The following is a 23,748-nucleotide window of genomic DNA, read 5'->3' as shown; positions in this document are numbered from 1 at the left end:
GGCGGGTTCACGGGAGGCGCTCACGCCCCGATCCTGCCCCCGCGGCGCGGAGACGGGCGACCCGCCCCCTCAGGCCGGCAGCGGGGCCACCACGACGGGCGTCGTGGTGGGCTGCTGCGACCCGCCGGCGGGTTCCACCGACAGCCCCAGGCCGGTCGCCGAGCCGAGGTCCTCGACCAGCGCCACGGCCGGGCCGTCCTGCCCGCCGGCCTGCGGCATCACCGCGCCGGGGGTGACGCCGTGGTCGTGCACCAGCCACAGCTGGTAGGCGTGCCCCTCCCCGGCCGCGGGCAGGCCCGCGGCGATCACCGCGGCCCGGTCCCCGGCCCGCACGACGGTCGCCGTGCCGCCGGAGGAGACCTGCACGGTGACGCTGTCCCCCGAGGCCAGCAGGGCCGCCACCTGCTCCAGCGTGCTCTCGGCGGTGCGCTGCTGCTCGCGCCGGGCCTCGGCGACCTGCCGGGCCCGTTCCGCGTCGCCGCGGGCGTCCAGCGCGACCCCGGCACCGGCGGCCGCGACGAGGACGCCGGCGGCCGCCACCAGCGCGCTCCACCGCGACGGCCCGCCGCGACGACGGCGCCGCACCGCCAGGTCGGCCACCGGCGCGGTGCCGGCGGGGGGTTCCTGCGGTGTGGCCGCGACCGCCGCGAGCACGTCGGCGCGCAGCCGCGCGGGCGGCGGCACGGCGGCGGCCGCCCCCAGCAGGGAGGCGGTCTCGCGCAGCTCGTCCGCGGCCCGGCGCTCGGCGGGCTCGCGGCGCAGGCGCTCCTCGTAGGCGGCGCGCTCGTCGTCGTCCAGGGCGTCCAGCGCCCAGGCACCGGCCAGCGCCTCGTCGTCGCCGGGACGCTGCTGCCGCTCGTCCCGCCCGTTCACGACCGCACCCCCACCGCGTCCCGGAGCTTCAGCAGGGCGTCGCGCAGGCGCGTCTTCACCGTGCCCAGCGGCAGGTCCAGGTCCTCGGCGATCTGCCGGTGCGTGCGCCCGCCGTAGTACGCCAGGTCCACGGCCTGGCGCTGGACGGGGCTGAGGACGTCGAGGGCGCGCTGGACGTCCTCGTGCTCGAGCAGCACCTCGACCTCCTCGCTGACGCTGTCGTAGGGGGCGTCCTCACGGACGCCGTAGCGCTCCTCGCGCGAGGAGCCTGCCTGGCTGGAACGCACCCGGTCCACCGCGCGCCGGTGGGCCATCGTCACCACCCAGCCGCGGGCGCTGCCGCGCCCCGGGTCGAAGCGGGCGGCGGTCCGCCACGCCTCCAGGAACACCTCCTGCACGACCTCCTCGGACTGCGCCGGGTCGCGCAGCACCCGCAGGACCGTGCCGTGCACGGCCGCCGCCGTCGCGTCGTAGAACGCGGCGAAGGCGGCCTGGTCGCCGCGGGCGGCCGCGGCCAGCGCGGCGTCCGCGTCGCCGGGTTCCGCGGCGCCGGCGGCGCGGGGACGGGAGGTGGTCATCGCGCCCACTGTCCCACCTCCCCTCCCCGCGGACGAACCGGTGCCGTGACCGTCAGGCCAGGGGCATCAGGACGGGGGCATCAGGACGGAGTCGACCAGGTAGACGGTCGCGTTGGCGGTCTGCACGCCGCCGCAGACGACGCTCGCGCCGTCGTTCACGGTCAGCGACTCCGGCTCACCGGAGACGGTGACCTCCGCGCCCTGCAGGGTCGTGTGGGTGCCGACGACCTCCTCGGGCGTCAGCTGCCCCTGCACCACGTGGTAGGTGAGGATCGACTGCAGCATCGCGCTGTCCGTCTTCAGGGTCTCCAGCGTCTCGGCCGGGACCTGGGCGAACGCGTCGTCGACGGGGGCGAACACGGTGTACTCGCCGTTGTTGAGGTCGTTGACGAGGTTCACGTCCGGGTTCAGCTGACCCGAGACCGCCGCGGTCAGCGTGGTCAGCAGCGGGTTGTTCGACGCGGCGGTGGCGACCGGGTCGGCGGCCATGCCGTCCACCGAGGCGGGGCCGGACGCGTTCGCCGCCGCGTAGTCGGCGCAGCCCGGGCCGACGGGCCCGGTCATCGCCGCGGCGTCCATCGACTCCGACGCGCTGGGCATCGCCGAGCTCGACGACGAACTGCTCGACGAGCCGGCCATCGCCTCCTCGCCTGCGGTGGTGGCGGTGTCGCTGCTGCCGCAGGCCGCCAGTCCCAGCGTCGCGGTCGCCACGAGGGCCATCAGGGTTCCTGAGCGCTTCACGGGGGTTCCTCCCTCAGAGGTTCCCGGCCGGAGTTCCCGGCCGGTCGTTCACCAGGGGTTCGGAACCGCGACGCCCGTGGATTGGAGGAGCTTCCGTCGTCCCCCGATCGGACCATCGGGAATCTCGTGGCCGGCTGGCCGACCGGTCACGGTGGTCAGGTGGCGGTGGTGGGGGTTTCCCGGCCTGGCTCTCCGCCCGCGCCGTCACCAGCCTGCACCACGGACGGTCCTCGCCAGCGCGGGCTCCGGACGCCCGGCCGGGAAACCCCCACCACCGTCTGCGCGGCCCGTCACCTGCGCGTCCGGGCTCGAACGACCCCGCTGGTTCCGCGATCGTGCGCGCCGGGCCGGACGAGAGCAGGGCAGGAGGTGGGCCTGGGCAGTCCTTCCACCATCGAACTCACGGTGGTCTTGCGAACGTGAACGCGAAACCGCGCAAGATCACGGTGAGTGGAGAGGGGGCGGGCAACCGGCGCCGGGGAGCGGCGAGGGTGGAGGTCGGCGGGGCGGTCCGGGTGCGGGGCGTCCGGGGCCCGCCCCTCGCTGGGACGGGGGTTCCGGGCTCGGCAGCGGGCGGAGGGCCCGGCACCCGGGCCACCCCACCGGTCGGCCGAGGCCCCGGCCACGGCAACGCGAGAACCGAAGAACCCGGGAACTACTCGACCGTGACCGTCACGGAGTCGTACCCGCTGGCCCCGTTCGGGATCGGCGCCACCACCTCGGCGGTCTGCGGCGTCCCCGTCGCGTCGGTGGCCCGCACCTCCAGCACGTGCCCGCCGGGTTCGGCGTCCCAGTCGAAGACCCACTGGCGCCAGGTGTCCTCCGACACCGACGGCAGCACCTTCGCCGGTGCCCACTCCCCCTGGTCGACGCGCACCTCGACGGCGCTGATCCCGCGGTCCTGCGCCCACGCGACGCCGGCGACGGGAACGCGACCGGCGCGCAGCGTGGCGAAGGAGCGGGGCACGTCGATGCGGGAGGCGGTCTTGATCGGGGCGCGCTCGGCCCAGCCGCGCTCGGTCCAGTACGCGGTCCTGTCCACGAGCCGGGTGACCTCGATGTCGGTGACCCACTTGCAGGCGGAGACGAACCCGTACAGGCCGGAGATCACCATGCGGGCGGGGAAACCGTGCTCGCGGGGCAGCGGTTCGCCGTTCATGCCGACGGCGAGCAGCGCGTCGCGGCCGTCAGCGGCCTCGGCGAGCGGGGCGGAGAGGGTGAAGCCGTCGGTGCTGGTGGCGAACAGGGTGTCGGCGCCGTCGCGGACGCCGGCGCGACGCAGCAGTTCCGCCAGCGGGTACCCCAGCCACTTCGCGTTGCCGGCGTAGTCGCCGCCGACCTCGTTGCTGACGCACGTCAGGGTGATCCACCGCTCCGTCAGCGGCAGCGCGAGCAGTTCGTCGTAGGTGAGGGTGATCTCCCGCTCGACCATGCCGTGCAGGCGCAGGGTCCAGTCCTCGGCGCGCACGTCGGGCACCACGAGGGCGGTGTCGATGCGGTAGAAGTCGCGGTTGCCCGTGACGTACGGCGTCAGGCCCGTGGCGACCAGCTGTGCGGGGTCGGCGCCGGGCGGCACGGGCGGTGCGGGGTCGGCGGGGACGGGCAGCACGACGCGGGCCCGGGACTCCTCGGCGCTGCGGGCGCCGGAGAGCACCCTGCCGGTCCCCCCGGCGGCGAGGCCTGCGGCGGCGACCCCGCCGAGGAGCACGGCGCGGCGCCGCGGCCCGCTGGTGCGGCCGCCGGGGGCGAGGCGGCGCGTGAGCAGGGTGAGGGCGTACGCGCCGGCGGCGGCGCCGAGGGCGGACGGCAGCGGCCACAGCGCGGTGGCGTCGGGACGGGTGACGGCGGCGAGGACACCCGCGGCGCCGAGCACGGCGACGACGGCGATCCCCAGGGCGAGCCGGCGGCGGGCGAGGACACCGGCCGCGGCGGCGAGGAGGGTGACGAGGACGGCGATGGTGGCCAGCAGCACCGGTTTGTCGGCGGTGCCGAACGCGCTGATCGCGGCGTCCTTCACGGCGGCGGGCACGCGGTCGACGACGGCGTCGCCCACGACGAGGAGGGGGGCCGCGGACGGCGAGAGCCCGCCGAGCGGCAGGCCCGCCACCAGCCGCCCCACCCCGACCGTCACGCCGGCGGCGAGGACCCCGGACAGCGCAGCCGTCCCGGCCGCGCGGGGCGGTGGCCCCGCGCTCCCCTCCGGCGCCGAGGTGTCCGCTGCGCTGCCCGGTGTCCTCACACCAGGGGTTCGGAGCCGGTCGCCTCGTGGATGGGGCGACCGTCGAGAACGGCGGCCAGCACGGGTGCGAGCGCCCCGAAGGCCCGCCCGCGGTGGCTGATCGCGTTCTTCTCCTCCGCGCTGTGCTCGGCGAGGGTCCGCTGGGACCCGGCCGGCACGAAGATCGGATCGTAGCCGAAGCCCCCGCCACCGGCGGCGGCGGTGGTGATCCGCCCGCGCAGCTCACCGCGCACCACGTGCTCCTCGCCGGCGGGGGTGGCCACGGCGGCCGCGCACACGAACGCGCCGCTGCGGTGCTGCACCGGCACGTCGGCGACCTGCGCGAGCAGCAGCTCGAGGTTGGCCGCGTCGTCGCCGTGCCGGCCGGCCCAGCGGGCGGAGAAGACGCCCGGGGAGCCGCCGAGCACGTCCACCGCGATGCCCGAGTCGTCGGCGACGGCCACCACACCGGTGGCGACGGCCACGGCGCGGGCCTTCAGCAGCGCGTTCTCCTCGAACGTCACGCCGGTCTCGGCGACCTCGGGCACGTCGTCGAAGGCGTCGACACCGAGGACCTCCACGCCGGGCAGGAGGGGTTCGAGGACGGCGCGCAGCTCGCCGACCTTGTGGGCGTTGCGGGTGGCCAGCACCACCCGGCGCGCACCGGCCGCCGGGCCGCTCACGCGGACGCCCCGGGCAGCGGCGCGGCCAGCGCCTCGGCCTGCAGCGCGGCCAGGCGCGCGCAGCCGCCCACCGCCAGGTCGAGCAGGGCGTCCAGCTCGGAGCGGTCGAAGGGCGCGCCCTCGGCGGTGCCCTGCACCTCCACGAACCGGCCGTCACCGGTGACGACGACGTTCATGTCGGTCTCGGCCTTGACGTCCTCCACGTACGGCAGGTCCAGGACGGGGCGCCCGCCGACGACGCCGACGCTGACGGCGCTGACCGAGCCGGTGAGCGGCTGCTTGGACTGCCGGACCAGTCCCTTCGCCCTGCCCCAGGCGATCGCGTCGGCCAGGGCCACGTAGGCGCCGGTGATCGCGGCGGTGCGGGTGCCGCCGTCGGCCTGCAGGACGTCGCAGTCCAGCACGACGGTGTTCTCGCCCAGCGCCCTGGTGTCGACGACGGCGCGCAGGCTGCGGCCGATGAGACGGCTGATCTCGTGGGTGCGCCCGCCGATCTTGCCCTTGACGGACTCGCGGTCGCCGCGGGTGTTCGTGGCGCGCGGCAGCATGGCGTACTCGGCGGTGACCCAGCCCTGCCCGGAACCCTTGCGCCAGCGCGGCACGCCCTCGGTGAAGGACGCCGCGCACAGCACGCGGGTGCGGCCGAACTCGACCAGGACGCTGCCCTCGGCGTGGTCGAGCCAGCCGCGGGTGATGCGCACGTCGCGCAGCTCGTCGGGGGCGCGGCCGTCGGCGCGGGCGGCGGGGGTGCTGGGCTCGGTGCTCACCGGCCCACCTTCTCACCGGCGCCGCGCAGGGCCCCGCGCAGCGCCCCCAGCTGCAGCGGGCCGGTCTCCTCCACCGAGACGATCTGCGGGCCGAGGAAGCGCTGCGCCAGCTGCCGGAACGGGGTGGGGTCGCCGGTGGCGGTGAAGCGGTGCCGCGGGGCGGGGCGGTCGTCGGGGCGCAGCAGGTCGCGCGCGGACAGCTCCCGGTAGACGTCCAGGGCGGTCTCCTCGGCGCTGGAGACCAGCGTCACCCCGTCGCCGACGACGGTGCGCAGCACGCCGGTCAGCATCGGGTAGTGGGTGCAGCCCAGCACCAGGGTGTCCACACCGGCGGCCATGACGGGGGCCAGGTACTCGCGGGCGGCGTCGAGCAGCTCCGGGCCGCCGGTGACGCCGCGCTCGACGAACTCCACGAACCGCGGGCACGCCGCGCTGGTCAGGTGCACGTCCAGCGCGCCGGCGAAGGCGTCGTCGTAGGCGCGCGAGGAGATCGTGGCGCGGGTGCCGATGACGCCGACGCGGTTGTTGCGGGTGGCGCGCACCGCCCGGCGCATCGCCGGGAGGATGACCTCCACGACGGGCACGTCGTAGCGCTCGCGGGCGTCGCGCAGCACGGCGGCGGAGGCGGAGTTGCAGGCGATGACGAGCATCTTCACGCCGGAGTCGACGAGGTCGTCGAGCACGTCCAGGGCGTAGCGGCGCACCTCGGCGATGGGCTTGGGCCCGTACGGGCTGTGGGCGGTGTCGCCGATGTAGTGGATCGCCTCGTGCGGCAGCTGGTCGAGGACGGCGCGGGCGACGGTCAGGCCGCCCACCCCGGAGTCGAAGATGCCGATGGGGTCGTCCCGGTCCAGGCTCGCGCTCACCGGAGCAGGTTACGCGGCGGGTCGCGCCGCGCCCGGGATCAGCCCAGGGAGCGCACCAGCGTCTCCTGCAGGTGGGTGGTGAAGTCGTACACCGCCCACGCGTAGCGGGCCGGGTCGTCCTCGTCGAGCAGCTCGGGCCCGTCGTCGTCGCGCACGCCCAGGCGGGTGCCCAGGGCCAGGCGCACGTCGTTGAGGGCGGCCAGCCAGGTGCGGGCGCCGTCGGCGTCCAGCTGCACGCGGCCGCCCTGGCCCTCCACGGGAGCCAGGGAGGCCAGGACGGTGCGCGCGGCGGCGGCCTTGCGCTCGCGCAGCCCGTGCTCGGTGAAGCGGCGGAACTCGGCGGCGGCGTCGGGGTCCTCCGGGTAGGCGTCCGGCAGGAGCCGGCGCAGCACCTCGTCCTGCGGCGGGGAGGTGCTCCCGGTGCTGCCCGTCGACCCGTCCTCGTCCAGGGGCCCGAAGGCGGGCAGGTCGCCCAGGCCGAGCTCGGCGGCCAGCGGGTCGACGCGGCGCTCGGGCACGTCGAGCAGCTCGAGGACCTCGCGGGTCACGGAGGCCAGCACGTCGGCCTCGACGGGTTGCAGGGTCAGGGAGAACAGCCCGTTGCGGGAACGGCGGAAGGTGGCCATGGCGCGTCGTCGGATCCTCAGGGGGCTCAGTCGTCCTTCTGCAGGGTGGCCCACAACCCGTAGCCGTGCATGGCCTCCACGTCGCGCTCCATCTGCTCGCGGCTGCCGGAGCTGACCGCGGCGCGGCCCTTGGTGTGCACGTCCAGCATGAGGGCCTGCGCCTTGGCCTCCGAGTACCCGAAGTGGGTGCGGAAGACGTACGAGACGTACGACATGAGGTTCACGGGGTCGTTCCAGACCAGCGTGACCCACGGGGTGTCGGGGGCGGCGGTCAGGTCCGCCTCGGGGCGCTCGAGCTCCACGGGAGCGGTGAGGACGGTCGAGGGCACGGGCCGCAGTCTACGGAACCCGGTCGGCGGGGCCCCGCGCGCTGGCGAGACCCGCGTCGTCGCGGCGCGCTAGGTTCGCCCGGGTGAGCGTGAGCACGGCGAGGGGCGGCGCGACGACGGCGCTGCTGACCGACCACTACGAGCTGACGATGCTGCAGGCCGCGCTGGCCGACGGCACCGCCGAGCGCCGCTGCACCTTCGAGGTGTTCGGCCGCCGCCTGCCGGAGGGGCGCCGGTACGGCGTCGTGGCGGGCGTGCCGCGGGTGCTGGACGCGGTGCGCGACTTCCGCTTCGAGCCGGCGGCCCTGGAGCGGCTGCGGGGGGTGCTGGACGAGCGCACCCTGCAGTGGCTGGCGGCGTACCGCTTCACCGGCTCGATCGAGGGCTACGCCGAGGGCGAGCTGTGGTTCCCCGGCTCCCCCCTGCTGACCGTGACCGGCACCTTCGCCGAGGCCGTGGTGCTGGAGACGGTGGTGCTGTCCATCCTCAACCACGACTGCGCGATCGCCGCGGCGGCGGCCCGCATGAGCACCGCCGCGCGCGGGCGCCCGCTCATCGAGATGGGGTCGCGGCGCACCCACGAGGAGGCCGCGGTCACCGCCGCGCGGGCGGCGTACCTGTGCGGGTTCACCGCCACCTCCAACCTGGCCGCCGGCGAGCGCTACGGCATCCCCACCGCGGGCACCAGCGCGCACGCCTTCACGCTGCTGCACGACACCGAGGAGGACGCCTTCCGCGCCCAGGTCGCCGCCCTCGGCACCGGCACCACCCTGCTGGTGGACACCTACGACATCACCCGAGGCATCGAGACGGCGATCGAGGTCGCCGGCCCGGAGCTGGGCGCGGTGCGCATCGACTCCGGGGACCTGGCGGTCCTGGCGGTGAAGGCGCGCGAGCAGCTGGACTCCCTGGGCGCCACGGCCACCCGCGTCGTCGTCTCCGGCGACCTGGACGAGTACGCGCTGGCGGCGCTGGCCGCCGCGCCGGTGGACGGCTACGGCGTGGGCACCTCCCTGGTGACCGGTTCCGGTGCCCCCACCGCCGGGCTGGTCTACAAGCTGGTGGAGGTCGAGGGTCGCCCCGTCGCCAAGCGCTCGACCTCCAAGGTCACCCAGGGCGGGCGCAAGGTCGCGGTGCGTCGGCACCGCGCCACCGGCACCGCCACCGACGAGGTCCTCGGCGTCGGGCGCACCCCGCCGCGCGAGCCGAACGACCGCCCGCTGCAGGTGCCGTACGTCGTCGACGGCGAGCGGGTGCCGGACCTGCCGCCGCTGGCGGACTCCCGCGAGCACCTGCGCCGCGCGCTGGTGACGTTGCCGTGGGACGGCCTGGCGCTGTCCAAGGGCGACCCGGCGATCCCCACCACCGTGCTGCCACCGCCCACCCCCGGCACCGGCACCGGCACCGGCACCGAAGAGGCCCGATGACCCGCGCCCTCGTCGTCGTCGACGTCCAGAACGACTTCTGCCCCGGCGGGGCGCTGGGGGTGGCCGGCGGCGACGAGGTCGCCGCCGGCACCAGCCACCTGCTGGCCCGCGGGAACCTGCGCTACGACCACGTGGTCGCCACGCAGGACTTCCACGTCGACCCCGGTGCCCACTTCTCCGACACCCCGGACTTCGTGGACTCCTGGCCGCCGCACTGCCGCGCGGGCACCTACGGGGCGCTGCTGCACGACGCCCTGGACACCAGCCGCGTGGAGGCGGTCTTCCGCAAGGGCCAGTACTCGGCGGCCTACTCCGGCTTCGAGGGGACGACCTCCACCGTCACCGCCGAGGGCGGGGAGCTGGTCACCGGGCTGGCGGACTGGCTGCGCGAACGGGGCGTGGACGAGGTGCACGTGGTGGGCATCGCCACCGACCACTGCGTGCGGGCCACCGCCCTGGACGCGGTGCGCGAGGGGTTCCGCACCACGGTGCTGCTGGGCCTGACGGCGGGCATCTCCGCGGCCACCGTGGAGCCGGCGCTGGAGCGGATGCGCGCGGCGGGGGTCTCGCTCGTCGGCGAGCCCGTCGTCGCCTGAACCGCCCAGGGGCGGCGCGCGCGGTGCCGCCCCGGAACACCCGGGCGCGCGCCGGGGTTGCCGATCACCGTCACGGACACCCGAGAAGGCAGGAGCACCACGTGCGCATCGGCGTCATCGGAGCGGGCAACATCGGCGGCAACCTCACCCGGGCGTTCACCCGGCTGGGGCACGAGGTGCGGGTGGCGAACTCCCGCGGACCCGAGACCCTGGCGGACCTGGCCGCCGAGACCGGGGCGAGCGCGGTGACCGCCGCCGAGGCGGCGCGCGAGGCGGACCTGGTCGTGGTGACCGTGCCGGAGAAGAACGTGCCCGACCTGGCGGGGGCGCTGGACGGCGCCGCGGACGGCACCGTCGTCGTCGACACCGGCAACTACTACCCGCGCGAGCGCGACGGGCGCATCGACGCGATCGAGGCGGGCACCCCGGAGACCGCGTGGGTCGCCCAGCAGCTGGACCCGGCGGGCCGGCTGCGCTGGGTGAAGGCGTTCAACGGCATCCAGGCCGAGCACCTGCTGAGCGCCGCCCGCCCCGCGGGTGACCCGGAGCGCCGCGGCCTGCCGCTGGCCGGTGACGACGCGGCCGCGAAGGCCGTGGTGGCCGACCTCGTCTTCACGATGGGGTTCGACGCCGTGGACGCCGGGCCGTTGGCCGAGTCCTGGCGCCAGCAGCCCGGCACCCCCGTCTACGGCGCCGAGCTGGACGCCGACGGGGTGGCCCGGGCGCTCGGCGAGGCGCCGCGCGAGCGGCCCGCCGACTTCACCGCCTGACCCGCGCCGGGCCGGCCGGCCCGGCGCTCCGGGCCCCGTGGCGACGCGGGGTCCGGGCGCCGGTCAGCGCCGGCGCACCACCACGGTGCCGGCCGGCTTGTCGTGCAGGGCCTGCTTGCGCCGGTCCCACGTCGGCCACAGGTAGTCGAGCACCGCGTACGGCCAGAAGAGCTGGACGGCGAGGTCGCTCGTCAGCCAGCGCAGGATCGACTGCCCCCAGGTGGGGTGCCCGGGCCGTTCCCAGTGCCGCACCCGCAGCCCGAACAGCGCCTTGCCAGGGGTGGCGCCGTAGAAGCGCAGCGGCAGCACCGTGTAGACGGCGCTGACGGCGATCAGCACGAACGTGAAGCTGGACAGGGCGGCGTTGAAGCCGGGGTCCTCCAGCAGCCGCAGCGATGCGGTGGGGTCACCGGCGACGGCCGCGGTGAGCGTGTCGTCCATCGCCCGCACCATCCGCTCGACCAGCGACCAACCGGCGAGGGTGGCGATGACGGAGACGAGGATCCAGTCCACGACCCGGGCCAGCAGCCGCAGCCCCAGGTTGCCCAGCGGTCGCCCGTCCGGGGTGGCCAGGGCCCGGGCGGACGAGCGGCCGGCGGCCGGGTCGCCGTAGGCGCCGTACGTGGGGTACGGGCGGTGCTGCTGCCCGTGCTGTCGCGGGTCGCCGCTGCCGGGGGTGTCCTTGCGCAGGTCCAGGCCCGGGCCGTGCGTCGGTGCGGCGGTGTGCGTGTGCTCGGTCCAGCGTTCACCGTCCCACCAGCGCAGCTGCGCCTGGTGGGACGGGTCGGGGTACCAGCCGGCGGGGGTGCTCACAGCGGGCGAGCCTGCCAGGCGGGGCGGGCCGCTCCCCGCCCGGCCCGGCGCGTCGTGGGCGTGGGGGGCATCAGACGCCGAACTCCGCGGGGTCCAGGCCGACGGCGTTGCAGACGTCGCGCACCGCGCGGCGCTCGTCGTCGTCGAAGTCGCCGTCGGCGCCACCCACCAGGACGCCCACCTGGACGACCGCGCGCGCCTGGTCCGGCTTGGAGCGCAGCTTGCCGACGGCCTGCAGCGCCTCGATCTTCCCGAAGTCGTAGTCGCTGGACAGCTTGCCGCAGTAGCGCTCGAAGGAGTCGCGCAGCTGCCCGGCGTCGAAGGCCGCCAGGACGTCGTGCGAGCCGATGAAGGCCGCGGTCTTCTGCCGCTCGGAGGGCTCGATCTTGCCGTCGGAGGCGGCGATGAGCGCGCACGTCGCCATGCTCGCCTCGGCGAAGTCCTTGCTCTTGAACTGGGCGACCCGCGTCTTCAGCTGGTCGCCGGCGAGCAGGCCCTTGCTCCTGAGGTTGTCGAGAAAACCCACGTCGTCCTCCTCCGCCGGGGCGTTCCCGGCCACGCCGGTCGAACGGGCGCGGGCGGCGACGGGTTCCACCGGCGCCGCCGGGGTGGCGCGCGGGATCAGCTGAAGCGGCGCACGATCTCGGAGTTCCGGTCGGCGAGCAACCGGCGCAGGGTGCGCCGCACGAACAGCACGTCGGCGACGCGGCCGAGCAGCCCGGCGGGGCTGCGCCACGCCATGCGGTCCGTCACGATCGTCATCCCCGGCCCCTCGGGCTCGAAGACGTGCTCGTGGTGGAACTCCGCGAACAGCCCGTCGTCCATGCGGTCCACGAAGCGGCGCGGGCGCTCCAGCTCCACGATGTTCGAGGTGTGGGTGACGGGGACCAGCCCGAACAGCCGCAGCCGCCAGCGCACCCGCTCCCCCAGCTCGATGCGGCCCTTCGTGCGCCCGGCCCCCTCGACCGCGCGCACCCTGAACCGCCGGCCCGCGACGCGCTCGACGTCGAGGTCCAGGGACACGTCGAACACCTCGTCGACGGTTCCCCGCACCATGGTCCGCTGGACGATCTCGGGCACCGTCCGAACCTACCCGTTCAGACCAGCGACAGCAGGTGGTCCCGCCGGCGGCGCAGCACGTCCACCCCCGCGGACGCCGACGGCGGGCCCGGCACGGCGGCTCGCACCTTCGCGTAGACGGTGGCGTGCGGCATCTGCCGACCGGCCGCCACCCGCCCCACGAGGCCGTGGATCTCCTTGCGCAGCAACGCGGCCGTGTGCCAGGTCGCCTCCTCGGCCTCCTCCGCCGGTGCCGCCGCCGCGGGCTCGGCGTCCTCGTCCGCGCCGCGCGGGGCGGCGGTGCGCTTGCGGATCTCCGCGTCGCGCTGGGCGAGCAGGGCCGCGGTCTGCTCCGGCGAGAGCAGCCCGGGCAGGCCGAGGAACTCCTCGTCCTCCGCGGTGACCTCCAGCGGTGCCGTCTCGGTGCCCAGCAGCGCCTTGCCGCCGTGCAGGACGTGCGCGAACTCCGCCTGCGCGTCCAGCGCCTCGTACTCCTTCGCCTCGCCCGGCTCGCGCTCCGGCGCGGGCAGCAGGTCCAGCCCGCCCTCGTCGACCTCGTCGGAGGTGACGCTGGGCGGCGGCGGGATGACGTGGTCGCGGTCGGTCTCCATCTCCGCGGCCAGCGCCAGCAGCGGGCGCACCGCGGGCAGGAACACCGTCGCCGACTCCCCGCGGCGCCGCGCGCGCACCACGCGCCCGACGGCCTGGGCGAAGAACAGCGGCGTGCGGTAGCTGGTCATCCACGCCAGGCACGCCGCGCGGGGGACGTCCACGCCCTCGGAGACCATGCGCACGCACACCGCGAAGCGCTGGTCGCCGTCGGCGAAGTCGGTGATCTTCTGCGACGCCTTGGGGTCGTCGGACAGGATCAGCACGGGCTTCTCACCGGTGACGCGCTGCACGATCTTCGCGTAGGCGCGGGCGTCGTCCTGGTCGCTGGCCAGCACCAGGCCGCCGGCGTCGTGCATGCCGTGCTCGCGCAGGTGCTCCAGGCGCTCGTCCATCGCGGCGATCACGTGCGGAACCCAGTCCCCGCGCGGGTCCAGGGCCGTCTTCCACGCCAGCGCCTCCACCGACTTCGTCGACGGGTCGCTGAGGGACGCCGCCACGACCTCCCCGGCGGAGTTCCGCCAGCGGGAGGTGCCGGTGTAGGCGGCGAACACCACGGGGCGCACGACGTCGTCGGCGAGGGCCTGCCGGTAGCCGTAGGTGTAGTCCGCCAGGCTGCGCAGGCCGCCCTCGGACTCCGCCGAGTCGTCCTCGACGTACCTGACGAACGGGATGCGCTCGTCGGCCTTGGTGCGGAACGGGGTCCCGGTCAGCGACAGGCGGCGGCGGGCGTCGGAGAACGCCTCCTGCACCGCCTCGCCCCAGCTGAGGCCGTCGCCGGCGTGGTGGATCTCGTCGAGCACCACGAGGGAGCGCTTGGCGGTGGCACGGGCGCGGTGCAGCATCGGGTGGCCGGCGACCTGTGCGTACGTGGTGACGTAGCCGCGCACGTCCGGGCGCACCGGGCCGACCGCGTTGGACATCGTCGGGTCCAGCTCGATGCCTGCGCGGTGGGCGGCCTCGGCCCACTGGGTGCGCAGGTGGTCGGTGGGGGCCACGACGACGACCCGGTCCACCCGGCGGGCGTCCAGCAGCCGCCGCGCCAGGGCCAGGGCGAACGTCGTCTTGCCCGCGCCCGGCGTCGCGGTGACCAGGAAGTCCTCGGGGGCCTCGCGCTCGGGGTCGAAGTACTGCTCGATCGCGGCCCGCTGCCACGCGCGCAGCGGCCGGCCCGGCGAGGCCGCCTCCCCCGTGGGGGTGCTGGTGGGCCCGGCGGGCGCGGTGGGTGCGGTGGAGAACAGGTCCGGCGGGGTGTTCTGCGCTGTCGTGCTCACGGTCCTCCCACCGTAGACGACCCCGGCACGGGCGCCGGGCGGGACACCGCCGGACGGGTCGCCCGGGCGCGGGTGCCGGCCAGCGCGGCCGCCAGCGCGATCAGCGCCAGGCCCGCGTACAGGCCGCCGAACAGGCCCTGGTCGCGGCCGGCGCCGGCGTGCAGGGCGGCGAAGACCCCGCCGGCCACGGCGATCCCCAGCACGCAGCCGAGGTTGTCGGACAGCTGCAGGGCGGAGGAGGCCAGGCCCCGCTCCGCCGGTGCGGCCAGGCGCAGGGTCAGCACGCTGGTGGTGGCGATGCCCAGCCCCATGCCGCACCCGGCGAGCAGCCACGCCGCCAGCACCCACCAGCCGCTGGCGCCGGTGAGCGTCACGGCGGCCAGCACCGCGCCGGCGACGGCCAGCACCGCGCCCCCCGCGGCCAGCAGCACCGCGCGCGGCACCCGGTCCAGGGCCCGGGCCTGGGCCGTGGTGCCGCTGAACCACCCGATCGTGCCGCCGGTCAGCGCCAGCCCGGCCTGGGCGGGGCTGAAACCGCGCTCGGACTGCAGCATGAGCGGCACGAACGTCTCGGTGCCGAAGAAGGCGGCGGTGAACAGCCCGCGCACGACGACGACGCTGGGCAGCCCGCGCGCCAGGCGCAGCGCCCCGGCGGGCAGCAGCGCGGGCAGGGCGGCCAGGACCGCCACCGCCCCGCCGGCGGTGAGCACGAGCGGCAGCGCCCCGCCGTCGCCCAGGCCCTCGGCACCCGCCTGCAGGGCCCCGGCGCCGACGGCGACGACCAGCCCGCGGGCGGCGCGCCCGCGCGGCGACGGCCCGGCACCGGGCGGGCCGCCGGCCGCGGGGGCGTGCGCGGCAGCGGCCGCAGCGACCCGCGGCAGGATGACCGCCGCGACGAGGACCGCCAGGGGGACGACGACGCCGAAGACGAGCCGCCAACCGACCGCCTGGGCCATCCAGCCCGCCAGCGCGGGGCCGGCCACCCCCGGCAGCACCCAGCAGGCCGACATCCAGCCGAACACCCGCGGGCGCACCTCGTCCGGGTACGCCGAGCCCACGACGACGTAGATCGAGACGACCAGCAGGCCGCCGCCCAGCCCGGCCAGCACGCGCCCGGCCAGCAGCACCCCGAAGGTCGGCGCCAGCGCGCACACGCTCTGCCCGACGACGAACAGCGCGGCGCCGGCGGCCATCGGTGCCCGCGGCCCGCGGGAGTCGGCCCAGCCGCCGGCCAGGACGGTGCCCAGCAGGCTGGCGGTCAGGAACGAGGAGAACGCCAGGCCGTAGGAACGCACCGCCCCCAGGTCGGNGGCCACCGGCATGGCGGTGGCCACGGCGATCGACTCGAAGGCGACCAGGCAGATGAGGGCGAGGACGGGCAGCGTGGTGGCCCGGTGCTCGCGCGAGAGCGGCCCGGCCGGGACGGCCGCACCCCCGCCGAGGGCGGGAGCGCTCATCAGCGGCCGGAGTCGTCCCCGTCGCCCTTGCCGTCGCCCTTGCCGGACAGGCCCTCGTAGATCTCCTTGCAGGTGGGGCACACCGGGAACCGCTTCGGGTCCCGGCCGGGCACCCACACCTTGCCGCACAGCGCGATCACGGGGTCGCCCGAGAGGGCGGACTCCATGATCTTCTCCTTCTTCACGTAGTGCGCGAAGCGCTCGTGGTCGCCCGGCTCGACCTTCTCCTCGACCTGCTCGTCGCGGTCCAGGACGGCCGTGCGCGAGGGCGTCGACGACGGCGCCTCCTGCGGAGCGGGGCTGAACGGGTCGTCGGTCGGCGAGCTCATGCCGCGATGGTACGTGCCCGCCCGGCCGCGGCGGCGGGCGCGCGCGGGTCAGTTCAGCGACACGTCCGCGGGGAAGCTGGCCACCAGGGCCAGGTCGCCGCCCTGGCGGCGCAGCACGTCCCCCCAGAGCCGCCCGGGGTCGTCGGAGAAGGGGTCGCGCGCCTCGGCGGGCAGGACGAACCAGGCGTCCTCGGCGATCTCCCCCTCCAGCTGCCCGGCGCCCCAGCCCGCGTAGCCGGCGAAGATGCGCAAGCCGGCCAGGTCGTCGACGACCGCCTCCGGCGGGGTGTCCAGGTCCACCAGGCCCACCGAGCCCAGGCCCACCGAACCGAAGACGCGCCGCACCCCGGCGGGGTCGGGCCGGTCACCGGGCACGGCCACCAGCCCCAGCGCGGAGTCCAGCGCCACCGGGCCGCCCTGGAACAGCTTGCCCGGCGCGGTGGCGAACTCCTGCCACCCCGGCAGCACCGCGTCCACGTCCACCTCCAGGGGCCGGTTGACGACGACGCCCAGCGCGCCGTCCTCGTCGTGGTTGAGCACGAGGACGACGGCGCGCTGGAAGTTGGGGTCGGTCAGCGACGGGCTCGCCAGCAGCAGGCGGCCCGTCAGCGCGGTGGGGGGCATCAGGCTCACGGCTCTCGCCCCGTTCCGGTCTGCAGGAGCACACCCCCATCATGGCGTCTCCGGCGCCGGCCGCACCCGGCCGGCGACCCGCGGCCCGACCCGCTGCCCGGGCCCGGTCAGCGCGGCGCGCTCAGCGGGACGTCCTCGCGGGTGGCGCGCACGTACTGCGCCGGCCACGGCACGGCGCGGGTGTCGTGCAGGGCGAGCGCTGCGCGCTGCGGCCAGCGCGGGTCGGCCAGCAGCGGCCGGGCCAGCAGGACCGCGTCGGCGTCGCCGCCGACGAGGACCTGCTCGGCCTGCAGCGGGTCGAGGATGAGGCCGACCGCCCCCACCGGCACACCCGCCTCCCTCTTGAGCCGGCCCGCGTTGGGCACCTGGTACCCGGGGCCCACGGGGATGGACTGCTCGGGCACGTTGCCGCCGGAGGAGGCGTCGACCAGGTCCGCGCCGTGCTCGTCGAGCCACCGGGCCAGCTGCACGCACTCGTCCACGTCCCAGCCGCCGGGCGCCCAGTCGGAGGTGGACACCCGCACGAACACCGGCTTCTCCGCCGGCCACACCGCGCGCACGGCATCCAGGACCTCCAGCAGCAGCCGGGCGCGGCCGGCCAGGTCGCCGCCGTAGCCGTCGGCGCGCCTGTTGGACAGCGGCGACAGGAACTGGTGCAGCAGGTAGCCGTGGGCGGCGTGCAGCTCCACCACGTCGAAGCCGGCGCGCTCGGCGCGGCGTGCCGCGCCGGCGAACGCGGCCACCACGCGGGCGATGCCGTCGACGTCCAGGGCGGTGGGCACGGCCAGGTCGCCGTGGGCGATCGTGCTGGGCGCGACGGTGGGCCAGCCGCCCTCCCCCGGCGGCACGCTGCCCTGCACGGGCGCCCAGGGGCGGTGGGTGCTCGCCTTGCGGCCGGCGTGGGCGAGCTGGACGCCGGCGGCGGCGCCCTGGGAGTGCACGAAGGCGACGATCCGCGCCCAGGCCCGCTCCTGCTCCTCGTCCCACAGGCCCGCGTCGTGCGGGGAGATGCGCCCCTCGGGCACGACGGCGGCGGCCTCGGTGAGGACGAGGGCGGCACCGCCGACGGCGAGGGAGCCGTAGTGGACCAGGTGCCAGTCCCCCGGCACGCCGGGGGCGGCGACGGGGTCGCAGGAGTACTGGCACATCGGGGAGACCCACACGCGGTGCCCGAAGGTGGTGCCGCGCAGGGTCAGGGGCTGGAGCAGTCGACTCACCGCCGCACCGTACGACCGCCCCGGCACCCGCCCGCGCGCACCCTCAGGGGCGGCGGGCGCGCTTGTCCCGGTACATCCGCGCGTCGGCGCGCGCCAGCACCTCGGCGGGCGGCACGGCCGGGTCGTCCACCACGAGGCCGACGCTGCACGTCAGGGACACGCCGCCGGCTCCGCCGGGCAGCTCCACGGCGACGTCGGTGACGGCCCGGCGGAAGCGCTCCTCCAGCGCGGCGGGTTCCACCTCGACCGGCCCCTCCACGAGGACGACGAACTCGTCGCCGCCGTAGCGGGCCACGGTGTCCTCCTCGCGCGCCACGGCCGCCAGCCGGCGCGCCACCGCCACCAGCACGGCGTCGCCGGCGAGGTGGCCGTACCGGTCGTTGAACCGCTTGAGCTCGTCGACGTCGCAGAAGGCCACCACGGGAGCCCGCCCGGTGCGGCGGGTGCGGGAGCGGGCCTGGGACCAGCGGTCCTCGAACAGGGAGCGGTTCGGCAGCCCGGTCAGGCGGTCGTGGGTGGCGCGGTGCGCGAGGTCGCGCTGCCGCTCGACGTGCTGGGACACGTCCCAGCAGGCCAGGGCGAGCGCCGGCGCCCCCTCGAAGCGCACGGGCGCGACGCGCACCTCCACGGTCGTCGCGGCGGCACCGGCGCACAGGAAGCGCCACTCGGCCGGCGGGGCCGGCTGCGCCGGGACGGTGCGCTCGCCGGCGGCGAGACCGGCCGCGAGCGCGTCGTGGTCGTCGGGGTGGACGAGGCCGGCCAGCGGCGAGCCCACCGGTCCGGGACCGTCGACCTCCTCGCCGACCAGCAGCCGCGCGGCCCGGTTGGCCCACAGCACCGCACCGTCGCGCACGACGAAGGTGGGCAGGGGCGAGTCCTCCACCAGCTCCCGGTAGTCGACGTCCTGCACGGCACCCTCCTCGTCCGGCGGCCGCGGCGGGCCGTCTGGAGGGCGACGGTAGGTGCGCTGCACCCGGCTCTCCGAAGCGATCACGGATAAACCCCCGGCACGGCGGAACGCTTGCGACGCAGCGTGTTCTCGGTGACACGGCAGACGCCGGACCGCGCCCGGAGAGTCGCGTACCGGTGACGCGACCGCCCGTCACCGCACGGGGCGGGAGGGGCCGGCCGGCCGCACCGGCAGGGGCCTGCCCGCGCCCGCACGACCGCGGGGTGAGCGACCGGGGGGACGGCCGCCCGGGGACGCCGAAGGGCCGCTNGCTCCCCGAGCGGGGAGCGGCCCTTCGACAGGGTGTGGAGATGGCGGGAATCGAACCCGCGTCCGTCAGCGTGGTACCAGGGCTTCTCCGGGTGCAGCCTGTTCAGCGGTCTGCTCGGCCCCGATGCTCACACAGGCATGTCATCGCCGGGCCCAGCCGCGTTGCGTGTCCCTCTCACCTACGCGACCTCGGTGAGAGGTGAGCCCCCTAGTCGATGCCAGGACCCGGGGCGGGAGCACACCCGGGCTGACAGAGTCGCACTCGCTCAGGCGGCGAGGGCGAACTCGGTGCGCTTGGAATCGGCACCTATTGGTTTGCACGGAGCGTTGACGAGATGACCGTGCATCCTCGACCCGCTTCCCCTGGCTCGACGACCGACGTCGAAACCTGTCATCCCCTTGTTGAGTTGTGGTGCTGCCGGCCCCGTCGTGGCGACCGGTGACCATCATACGTCCCAACGGCCCGCCGGGCGCGCCCATTCCCGCCGGGCGGGCGCGGACCGACGGACCGGGCGCCTCACTCGCGGTTCCGCCGCAGCGACATCGCGCGCTCGGCCTCGCGGCGGTCCTGGCGCTCGCGCAGCGCGTGCCGCTTGTCGTAGTTCTTCTTGCCCCGCGCCAGGCCGATCTCGACCTTCACGCGGCCGTCGACGAAGTACAGCGACAGCGGCACGATCGTCAGGCCGGACTCGCGGACCTTGCCGGCCCACTTGTCGATCTCCGCGCGGTGCAGCAGCAGCTTGCGGCGGCGGCGGGGCGCGTGGTTGGTCCACGTGCCCTGGACGTACTCGGGGATGTGGACGTGCTCCAGCCACATCTCGCCGCCGTCGATCTGCGCGAAGCCGTCGACCAGGGAGGCGCGGCCCATGCGCAGGGCCTTCACCTCGGTGCCCATCAGGGACAGGCCCGCCTCGTAGGTGTCCTCGATGTGGTAGTCGTGACGCGCCTTGCGGTTGCTGGCGATCACCTTGCGCCCGGTCTCGCGCGGCACGTCGGCCCTCCCCGTGGTGGTCTGGACCGTCGAGTCTAGGCGGCGCGGGCACCTGCGCGCACGGCCGTTCCCCCGGGGCGCCCGCCCCGGGCACCCGCCCGGCCCGCACGCCCGGCGGGCCGGGGCGCGGACGCGCTCAGACCCGCAGCCAGCGCCGCAGGCTCAGCAGCGAGGCGACCACGGAGAAGACGAGCCCGACACCCACCAGCACCGGCGCGGTGGGCCACAGCACGTCGGCGGTCTCCACGAGGCGGGTGGTGAAGTCCGGTCGGTCGTTCAGCCGGCCCACGCCGAACTCCACCAGCGCGTACAGCGCCCCGGAGGCCAGGACCGCGCCGACGAAGCTGGCCACGACGCCCTCCAGCACGAACGGCAGCTGGATCAGCGCCCGCGAGGCGCCCACCAGCCGCATGATGCTCGTCTCCCGACGGCGGCTGAACGCCGTCAGGCGGATCGTGGTGGACACCAGCAGCACCGAGCACAGCAGCATCAGGGCGGCCAGGCCGATCGCCACGCGGGTGGCGCCGTCCATCGCGGCGAACAGGGGCCCGAGGATGGCCCGCTGGTCCGGGACGTCCTCCACGCCGGGCTGCCCGGCGAACTGCTCGCGGATCTCCTCGTAGCGGTCCGGCTCGGTCAGCCGCACGCGGAACGACTCCGGCAGCTGGTCCGGGGTGACGTTCTCGGTCAGCGCGTCGTCGTACTGCTCCAGGAAGTTGTCGTACGCCTCCTGCTGGGACTCGTAGAAGACCCGGTCCACCAGCGGCGAGGCCTCCAGCTGCGCGCGCAGCGCGTCGCGCTGCTCGGTGGTGACCGGACCGGTGGGGCAGCGCTCCTCGCCGCTGACCTCCCCGCACAGGAAGATCGACACCTGGACGCGGTCGTACCAGTCGCCCTTGAGGATGGAGACCTGCTGCTGCACCAGCAGGCCCAGCCCCAGGAAGAACAGCGAGACCATCGTCACCAGGACGACGGAGAGCGTCATGGTGAAGTTGCGGCGCAGCCCGGCGCCCATCTCCCGCAGGACGAAGCCGAGGCGCATCAGCGGGCCGAGCCGTACACGCCGCGGTCCTCGTCGCGCACGACGCGGCCGTCGCGCAGCTCCACGACGCGCTTGCGCATCTGGTCGACGATGTCGTCGTCGTGCGTGGCCATGACGATCGTGGTCCCCGTGCGGTTGATGCGGTCCAGCAGCTTCATGATGCCCACGCTGGTCTCCGGGTCGAGGTTGCCGGTGGGTTCGTCCGCCAGCAGGAGCGAGGGCCGGTTGACGAACGCGCGGGCGATCGCCACCCGCTGCTGCTCACCGCCGGACAGCTCGTGCGGGCGGCGCTTCTCCTTGCCCTGCAGCCCCACCAGGGCCAGCGTCTCCGGCACCGACTGCGCGATGACGTGCCGCGGCCGGCCCAGCACCTGCAGGGCGAAGGCGACGTTCTCGAAGACGGACTTGTCGGTCAGCAACCGGAAGTCCTGGAAGACCACCCCGATCTCGCGGCGCAGCGCCGGCACCTTCCAGCTGCGCAGCCGGCCCACGTCGCGCCCGGCGACCTGCACGGTCCCCGAGGACGCCTTCTCCTCCTTCAGCACCAGCCGCAGGAACGTGGACTTGCCCGACCCGGACGGGCCGACGAGGAAGACGAAGTCCCCCTTGTCGATCTGCAGGGTCACCTCGGCGAGCGCGGGGCGGTACCCCTCGCCGTAGACCTTGCTGACGTGCTCGAAGGTGATCACTCGCGGGGTGGCCGGTCTCGGGGACGGGAGGTGCGGGACGTGCTCCAGCCGCCGACCACTCTACGGGCGGGCACGGCGCGTGAGCTCCGCCCCCCGTCCGGGTGAGTCGCGCGCGCTCAGCTCGCGGCGCCGGCCGCCCGCTCGCCCTGGCGGCGCCAGCGAATGCCGGACTCCAGGAAGGCGTCGATCTCGCCGTCGAAGACGGCCTCGGCGTTGCCGACCTCGTGGTTGGTGCGCAGGTCCTTGACCATGCGGTACGGCTGCAGCACGTAGGAGCGCATCTGGTTGCCCCAGGAGCCGGAGTCGTCGCCCTTGAGGGCGTCCAGCTCCGCCTGGCGGTCCCGGCGGGCCTTCTCCAGCAGCTTCGCCTGCAGCACGCGCATCGCGGCGGCCTTGTTCTGCAGCTGGGACTTCTCGTTCTGGCAGGTGACGACGATGCCGGTGGGCACGTGCGTCAGCCGCACCGCGGAGTCCGTGGTGTTGACGGACTGCCCGCCCGGCCCCGAGGAGCGGTACACGTCCACCCGGACGTCGTTCTCCGGGACCTCGATGTGGTCGGTCTCGGCCACCACCGGCAGCACCTCCACCCCCGCGAAGGACGTCTGGCGCCGGCCCTGGTTGTCGAACGGGGAGATGCGCACCAGGCGGTGGGTGCCCTGCTCGACGGAGAGGGTGCCGTAGGCGTACGGGGCGGCGACCTTGAAGGTGGCGGACTTGATGCCCGCCTCCTCCGCGTAGGAGGTGTCGTACACCTCGGTCTTGTACCCCTTGCGCTCCGCCCAGCGCAGGTACATGCGCACGAGCATCTCGGCGAAGTCCGCCGCGTCCACGCCACCGGCCTCGGAGCGGATCGTCACCAGCGCCTCGCGCTGGTCGTACTCCCCGCTCAGCAGGGTGCGGACCTCCAGCTCGTCGAGCTGCTTCTTGATCGTCACCAGCTCCCGCTCCGCCTCCGCCTGGGAGTCGGCGTCGTCCTCGGACTCGGCGAGCTCCACGAGGACCTCGAGGTCGTCGATGCGCGAGCCCATCCGCTCGATGCGCTCCAGCTCGGCCTGCACCGTGGACAGGCGGCTGGTGACGGACTGGGCGTGCTCGACGTCGTCCCACAGGTCCGGGGCGGCGGCCTGCTCGTTGAGCCGGGTCAGCTCCTCGCGCAGCGCGTCGAGGTCCGACACCTGGCGGATCGACGCGTACGTCTGGCGGAGGGCGGAGATCTCGGCGGGGAAGTCGGTGGCCACGGCGCACGAGCTTACGCGCGCACCGGGACACGGGGGTGCGCGCGGCGAGGCGCAGCACCACCGGCACGCGCACCGCACCGGCCGGCGCCCGCCGCCTCAGCCGCCGCCCGACGCGTCGGCCGGCGGCCCGCCGAGCCGGGCCGCCGCCTCCCGGGCCACCTCCGGCGGGACGACGTGCGGGCCGTCGAACTCCCGGTACGTCACGTCGTACCCGGCCTCGCGCAACGCCGGCACGATCCGCCGGCTCGTCCGGTCGACGGGCAGGACCTCGTCGTCGTCCCCGTGGGAGACGTAGACCTCCGGCCGACCGACGCGCGGCCCGTCCGGCACGAAGCCCGGGGAGAAGGCGACGACGCGGCGGAACAGCTCGCCGTTGGCCAGGCCCAGCCCCAGGGCGTACGAGGCGCCGTCGGAGAAGCCCGCGACCGCCACCCGCCCCGGGTCCACCGCCACGGTCCCGAACACCCGCGTCAGCGCCCGGTCCACCAGCTCGGCGTCCTCGCCGTGCGCGCCCCCGACCGCGTCCCACGTCGAACCCCGCGAGGCCGGTGCGAGCAGCACCAGGCCGTGCTCCTCGGCCAGCGGCCGCAGCGGCGCCAGACCGCCGACCGCGTCACCGCCGGCGCCGTGCAGGGTCAGGACCAACGCGACCGGCTCGCCCGGCGGCAGCCCGGGCGGCACGAGCAGCAGGGCGTCGCGGACGT

The 23,748-nt window shown here is 75.6% G+C and carries 26 protein-coding genes and 1 other RNA gene; 3 read left to right on the top strand and 24 right to left on the bottom strand.

Features of this window, described 5'->3' with window-relative positions; genetic code table 11:
- Nucleotides 1–69 precede the first annotated feature (69 nt).
- From MN205_RS15120 to clpS, 9 genes are all read right to left on the bottom strand, one after another.
- Complete coding sequence (locus tag MN205_RS15120) at nucleotides 70–873, bottom strand: anti-sigma factor (protein WP_242128723.1); 804 nt, start codon at nucleotides 871–873, stop codon at nucleotides 70–72.
- The gene (gene sigK / locus MN205_RS15115; RefSeq protein ID WP_242128722.1) at nucleotides 870–1,451 is read right to left on the bottom strand and encodes an ECF RNA polymerase sigma factor SigK; all 582 of its coding nucleotides are present in this window, start codon (nucleotides 1,449–1,451) and stop codon (nucleotides 870–872) included. Before sigK ends, MN205_RS15120 begins: the two co-directional genes overlap by 4 nt.
- Before the next feature lie 66 nt (nucleotides 1,452–1,517).
- Nucleotides 1,518–2,171: a fasciclin domain-containing protein gene (locus tag MN205_RS15110; RefSeq protein WP_305037228.1), complete on the bottom strand. Its 654-nt coding sequence runs from the start codon at nucleotides 2,169–2,171 to the stop codon at nucleotides 1,518–1,520.
- 676 nt (nucleotides 2,172–2,847) lie between these two features.
- Entirely contained in the window at nucleotides 2,848–4,323 is a 1,476-nt protein-coding gene (locus MN205_RS22000) for a molybdopterin-dependent oxidoreductase (protein WP_242128720.1), read from the bottom strand.
- 104 nt (nucleotides 4,324–4,427) lie between these two features.
- Nucleotides 4,428–5,093 carry an RdgB/HAM1 family non-canonical purine NTP pyrophosphatase gene (gene rdgB, locus MN205_RS15100; RefSeq protein WP_242128719.1) on the bottom strand — a complete coding sequence of 222 codons (666 nt, stop codon included), beginning with the start codon at nucleotides 5,091–5,093 and terminating at the stop codon, nucleotides 4,428–4,430.
- The gene (rph, locus tag MN205_RS15095) at nucleotides 5,090–5,860 is read right to left on the bottom strand and encodes a ribonuclease PH (RefSeq protein ID WP_242128716.1); all 771 of its coding nucleotides are present in this window, start codon (nucleotides 5,858–5,860) and stop codon (nucleotides 5,090–5,092) included. The genes rdgB and rph overlap by 4 nt, the downstream gene beginning before the upstream one ends.
- Nucleotides 5,857–6,726 (bottom strand): glutamate racemase, encoded by an 870-nt coding sequence (gene murI, locus MN205_RS15090; RefSeq protein WP_242128714.1) that lies wholly within the window; start codon nucleotides 6,724–6,726, stop codon nucleotides 5,857–5,859. Before murI ends, rph begins: the two co-directional genes overlap by 4 nt.
- A 38-nt stretch (nucleotides 6,727–6,764) precedes the next feature.
- Nucleotides 6,765–7,352 (bottom strand): DUF2017 domain-containing protein, encoded by a 588-nt coding sequence (locus MN205_RS15085; RefSeq protein ID WP_242128712.1) that lies wholly within the window; start codon nucleotides 7,350–7,352, stop codon nucleotides 6,765–6,767.
- 26 nt (nucleotides 7,353–7,378) lie between these two features.
- Nucleotides 7,379–7,681, bottom strand: a complete 303-nt coding sequence (clpS, locus tag MN205_RS15080; protein WP_242128710.1) for an ATP-dependent Clp protease adapter ClpS — start codon at nucleotides 7,679–7,681, stop codon at nucleotides 7,379–7,381.
- 149 nt (nucleotides 7,682–7,830) lie between these two features.
- Between clpS and MN205_RS15075 the strand changes: the two genes are divergently transcribed.
- The 3 genes from MN205_RS15075 to MN205_RS15065 are packed head-to-tail and all read left to right on the top strand — an operon-like array spanning nucleotide 7,831 to nucleotide 10,474.
- Nucleotides 7,831–9,108, top strand: coding sequence for a nicotinate phosphoribosyltransferase (locus MN205_RS15075; RefSeq protein ID WP_374115952.1), 1,278 nt, complete (start codon nucleotides 7,831–7,833; stop codon nucleotides 9,106–9,108).
- Nucleotides 9,105–9,704 (top strand): nicotinamidase, encoded by a 600-nt coding sequence (locus MN205_RS15070; protein ID WP_242128707.1) that lies wholly within the window; start codon nucleotides 9,105–9,107, stop codon nucleotides 9,702–9,704. Before MN205_RS15075 ends, MN205_RS15070 begins: the two co-directional genes overlap by 4 nt.
- 23 nt (nucleotides 9,705–9,727) lie before the next feature.
- On the top strand, nucleotides 9,728–10,474 hold the full coding sequence (locus MN205_RS15065; RefSeq protein ID WP_242128705.1) for an NADPH-dependent F420 reductase: 747 nt from the start codon (nucleotides 9,728–9,730) through the stop codon (nucleotides 10,472–10,474).
- 63 nt (nucleotides 10,475–10,537) lie between these two features.
- Here the strand turns inward: MN205_RS15065 and MN205_RS15060 are convergent, their stop codons facing one another.
- The 15 genes from MN205_RS15060 to MN205_RS14990 all read right to left on the bottom strand — a co-directional run.
- The gene (locus MN205_RS15060) at nucleotides 10,538–11,287 is read right to left on the bottom strand and encodes an RDD family protein (protein WP_242128703.1); all 750 of its coding nucleotides are present in this window, start codon (nucleotides 11,285–11,287) and stop codon (nucleotides 10,538–10,540) included.
- Between the two features lie 70 nt (nucleotides 11,288–11,357).
- Entirely contained in the window at nucleotides 11,358–11,813 is a 456-nt protein-coding gene (locus MN205_RS15055; RefSeq protein WP_242128701.1) for a tellurite resistance TerB family protein, read from the bottom strand.
- 95 nt (nucleotides 11,814–11,908) lie between these two features.
- On the bottom strand, nucleotides 11,909–12,367 hold the full coding sequence (locus MN205_RS15050) for an SRPBCC family protein (protein WP_242128699.1): 459 nt from the start codon (nucleotides 12,365–12,367) through the stop codon (nucleotides 11,909–11,911).
- Between the two features lie 17 nt (nucleotides 12,368–12,384).
- Nucleotides 12,385–14,229, bottom strand: coding sequence for a DEAD/DEAH box helicase (locus tag MN205_RS15045; protein ID WP_242128697.1), 1,845 nt, complete (start codon nucleotides 14,227–14,229; stop codon nucleotides 12,385–12,387).
- Nucleotides 14,226–15,686 carry an MFS transporter gene (locus tag MN205_RS15040; RefSeq protein ID WP_242128695.1) on the bottom strand — a complete coding sequence of 487 codons (1,461 nt, stop codon included), beginning with the start codon at nucleotides 15,684–15,686 and terminating at the stop codon, nucleotides 14,226–14,228. The genes MN205_RS15045 and MN205_RS15040 overlap by 4 nt, the downstream gene beginning before the upstream one ends.
- Nucleotides 15,686–16,015, bottom strand: a complete 330-nt coding sequence (locus MN205_RS15035) for a DUF3039 domain-containing protein (protein WP_242128693.1) — start codon at nucleotides 16,013–16,015, stop codon at nucleotides 15,686–15,688. Before MN205_RS15035 ends, MN205_RS15040 begins: the two co-directional genes overlap by 1 nt.
- Before the next feature lie 48 nt (nucleotides 16,016–16,063).
- On the bottom strand, nucleotides 16,064–16,639 hold the full coding sequence (locus MN205_RS15030; protein ID WP_242129487.1) for a YqgE/AlgH family protein: 576 nt from the start codon (nucleotides 16,637–16,639) through the stop codon (nucleotides 16,064–16,066).
- A gap of 116 nt (nucleotides 16,640–16,755) precedes the next feature.
- Nucleotides 16,756–17,865: an NADH:flavin oxidoreductase/NADH oxidase gene (locus MN205_RS15025; protein WP_242128691.1), complete on the bottom strand. Its 1,110-nt coding sequence runs from the start codon at nucleotides 17,863–17,865 to the stop codon at nucleotides 16,756–16,758.
- Between the two features lie 43 nt (nucleotides 17,866–17,908).
- A complete protein-coding gene (locus MN205_RS15020; RefSeq protein ID WP_242128689.1) occupies nucleotides 17,909–18,775 on the bottom strand; it encodes a diguanylate cyclase domain-containing protein in 867 nt (288 codons plus the stop codon).
- Nucleotides 18,776–19,117: 342 nt separating this feature from the next.
- Nucleotides 19,118–19,483, bottom strand: a transfer-messenger RNA (tmRNA) gene (gene ssrA, locus MN205_RS15015).
- Nucleotides 19,484–19,601: 118 nt separating this feature from the next.
- On the bottom strand, nucleotides 19,602–20,075 hold the full coding sequence (smpB, locus tag MN205_RS15010) for an SsrA-binding protein SmpB (protein ID WP_242128687.1): 474 nt from the start codon (nucleotides 20,073–20,075) through the stop codon (nucleotides 19,602–19,604).
- Nucleotides 20,076–20,211: 136 nt separating this feature from the next.
- Nucleotides 20,212–21,117 (bottom strand): permease-like cell division protein FtsX, encoded by a 906-nt coding sequence (gene ftsX, locus MN205_RS15005; protein WP_242128686.1) that lies wholly within the window; start codon nucleotides 21,115–21,117, stop codon nucleotides 20,212–20,214.
- The gene (ftsE, locus tag MN205_RS15000; protein WP_242128683.1) at nucleotides 21,117–21,806 is read right to left on the bottom strand and encodes a cell division ATP-binding protein FtsE; all 690 of its coding nucleotides are present in this window, start codon (nucleotides 21,804–21,806) and stop codon (nucleotides 21,117–21,119) included. Before ftsE ends, ftsX begins: the two co-directional genes overlap by 1 nt.
- Nucleotides 21,807–21,922: 116 nt before the next feature.
- Entirely contained in the window at nucleotides 21,923–23,044 is a 1,122-nt protein-coding gene (gene prfB / locus MN205_RS14995; protein WP_242128681.1) for a peptide chain release factor 2, read from the bottom strand.
- 96 nt (nucleotides 23,045–23,140) lie between these two features.
- On the bottom strand, nucleotides 23,141–23,748 hold a 608-nt coding region (locus MN205_RS14990), incomplete at its 5' end, for an alpha/beta hydrolase (protein ID WP_242128679.1).

It is taken from the genome of Kineococcus sp. TRM81007, assembly GCF_022669155.1.
GTDB lineage: Bacteria > Actinomycetota > Actinomycetes > Actinomycetales > Kineococcaceae > Kineococcus.
The sequence above is the reverse complement of the archived record's forward strand: the minus strand, read 5'-3'. Positions and strand labels throughout refer to the sequence as shown.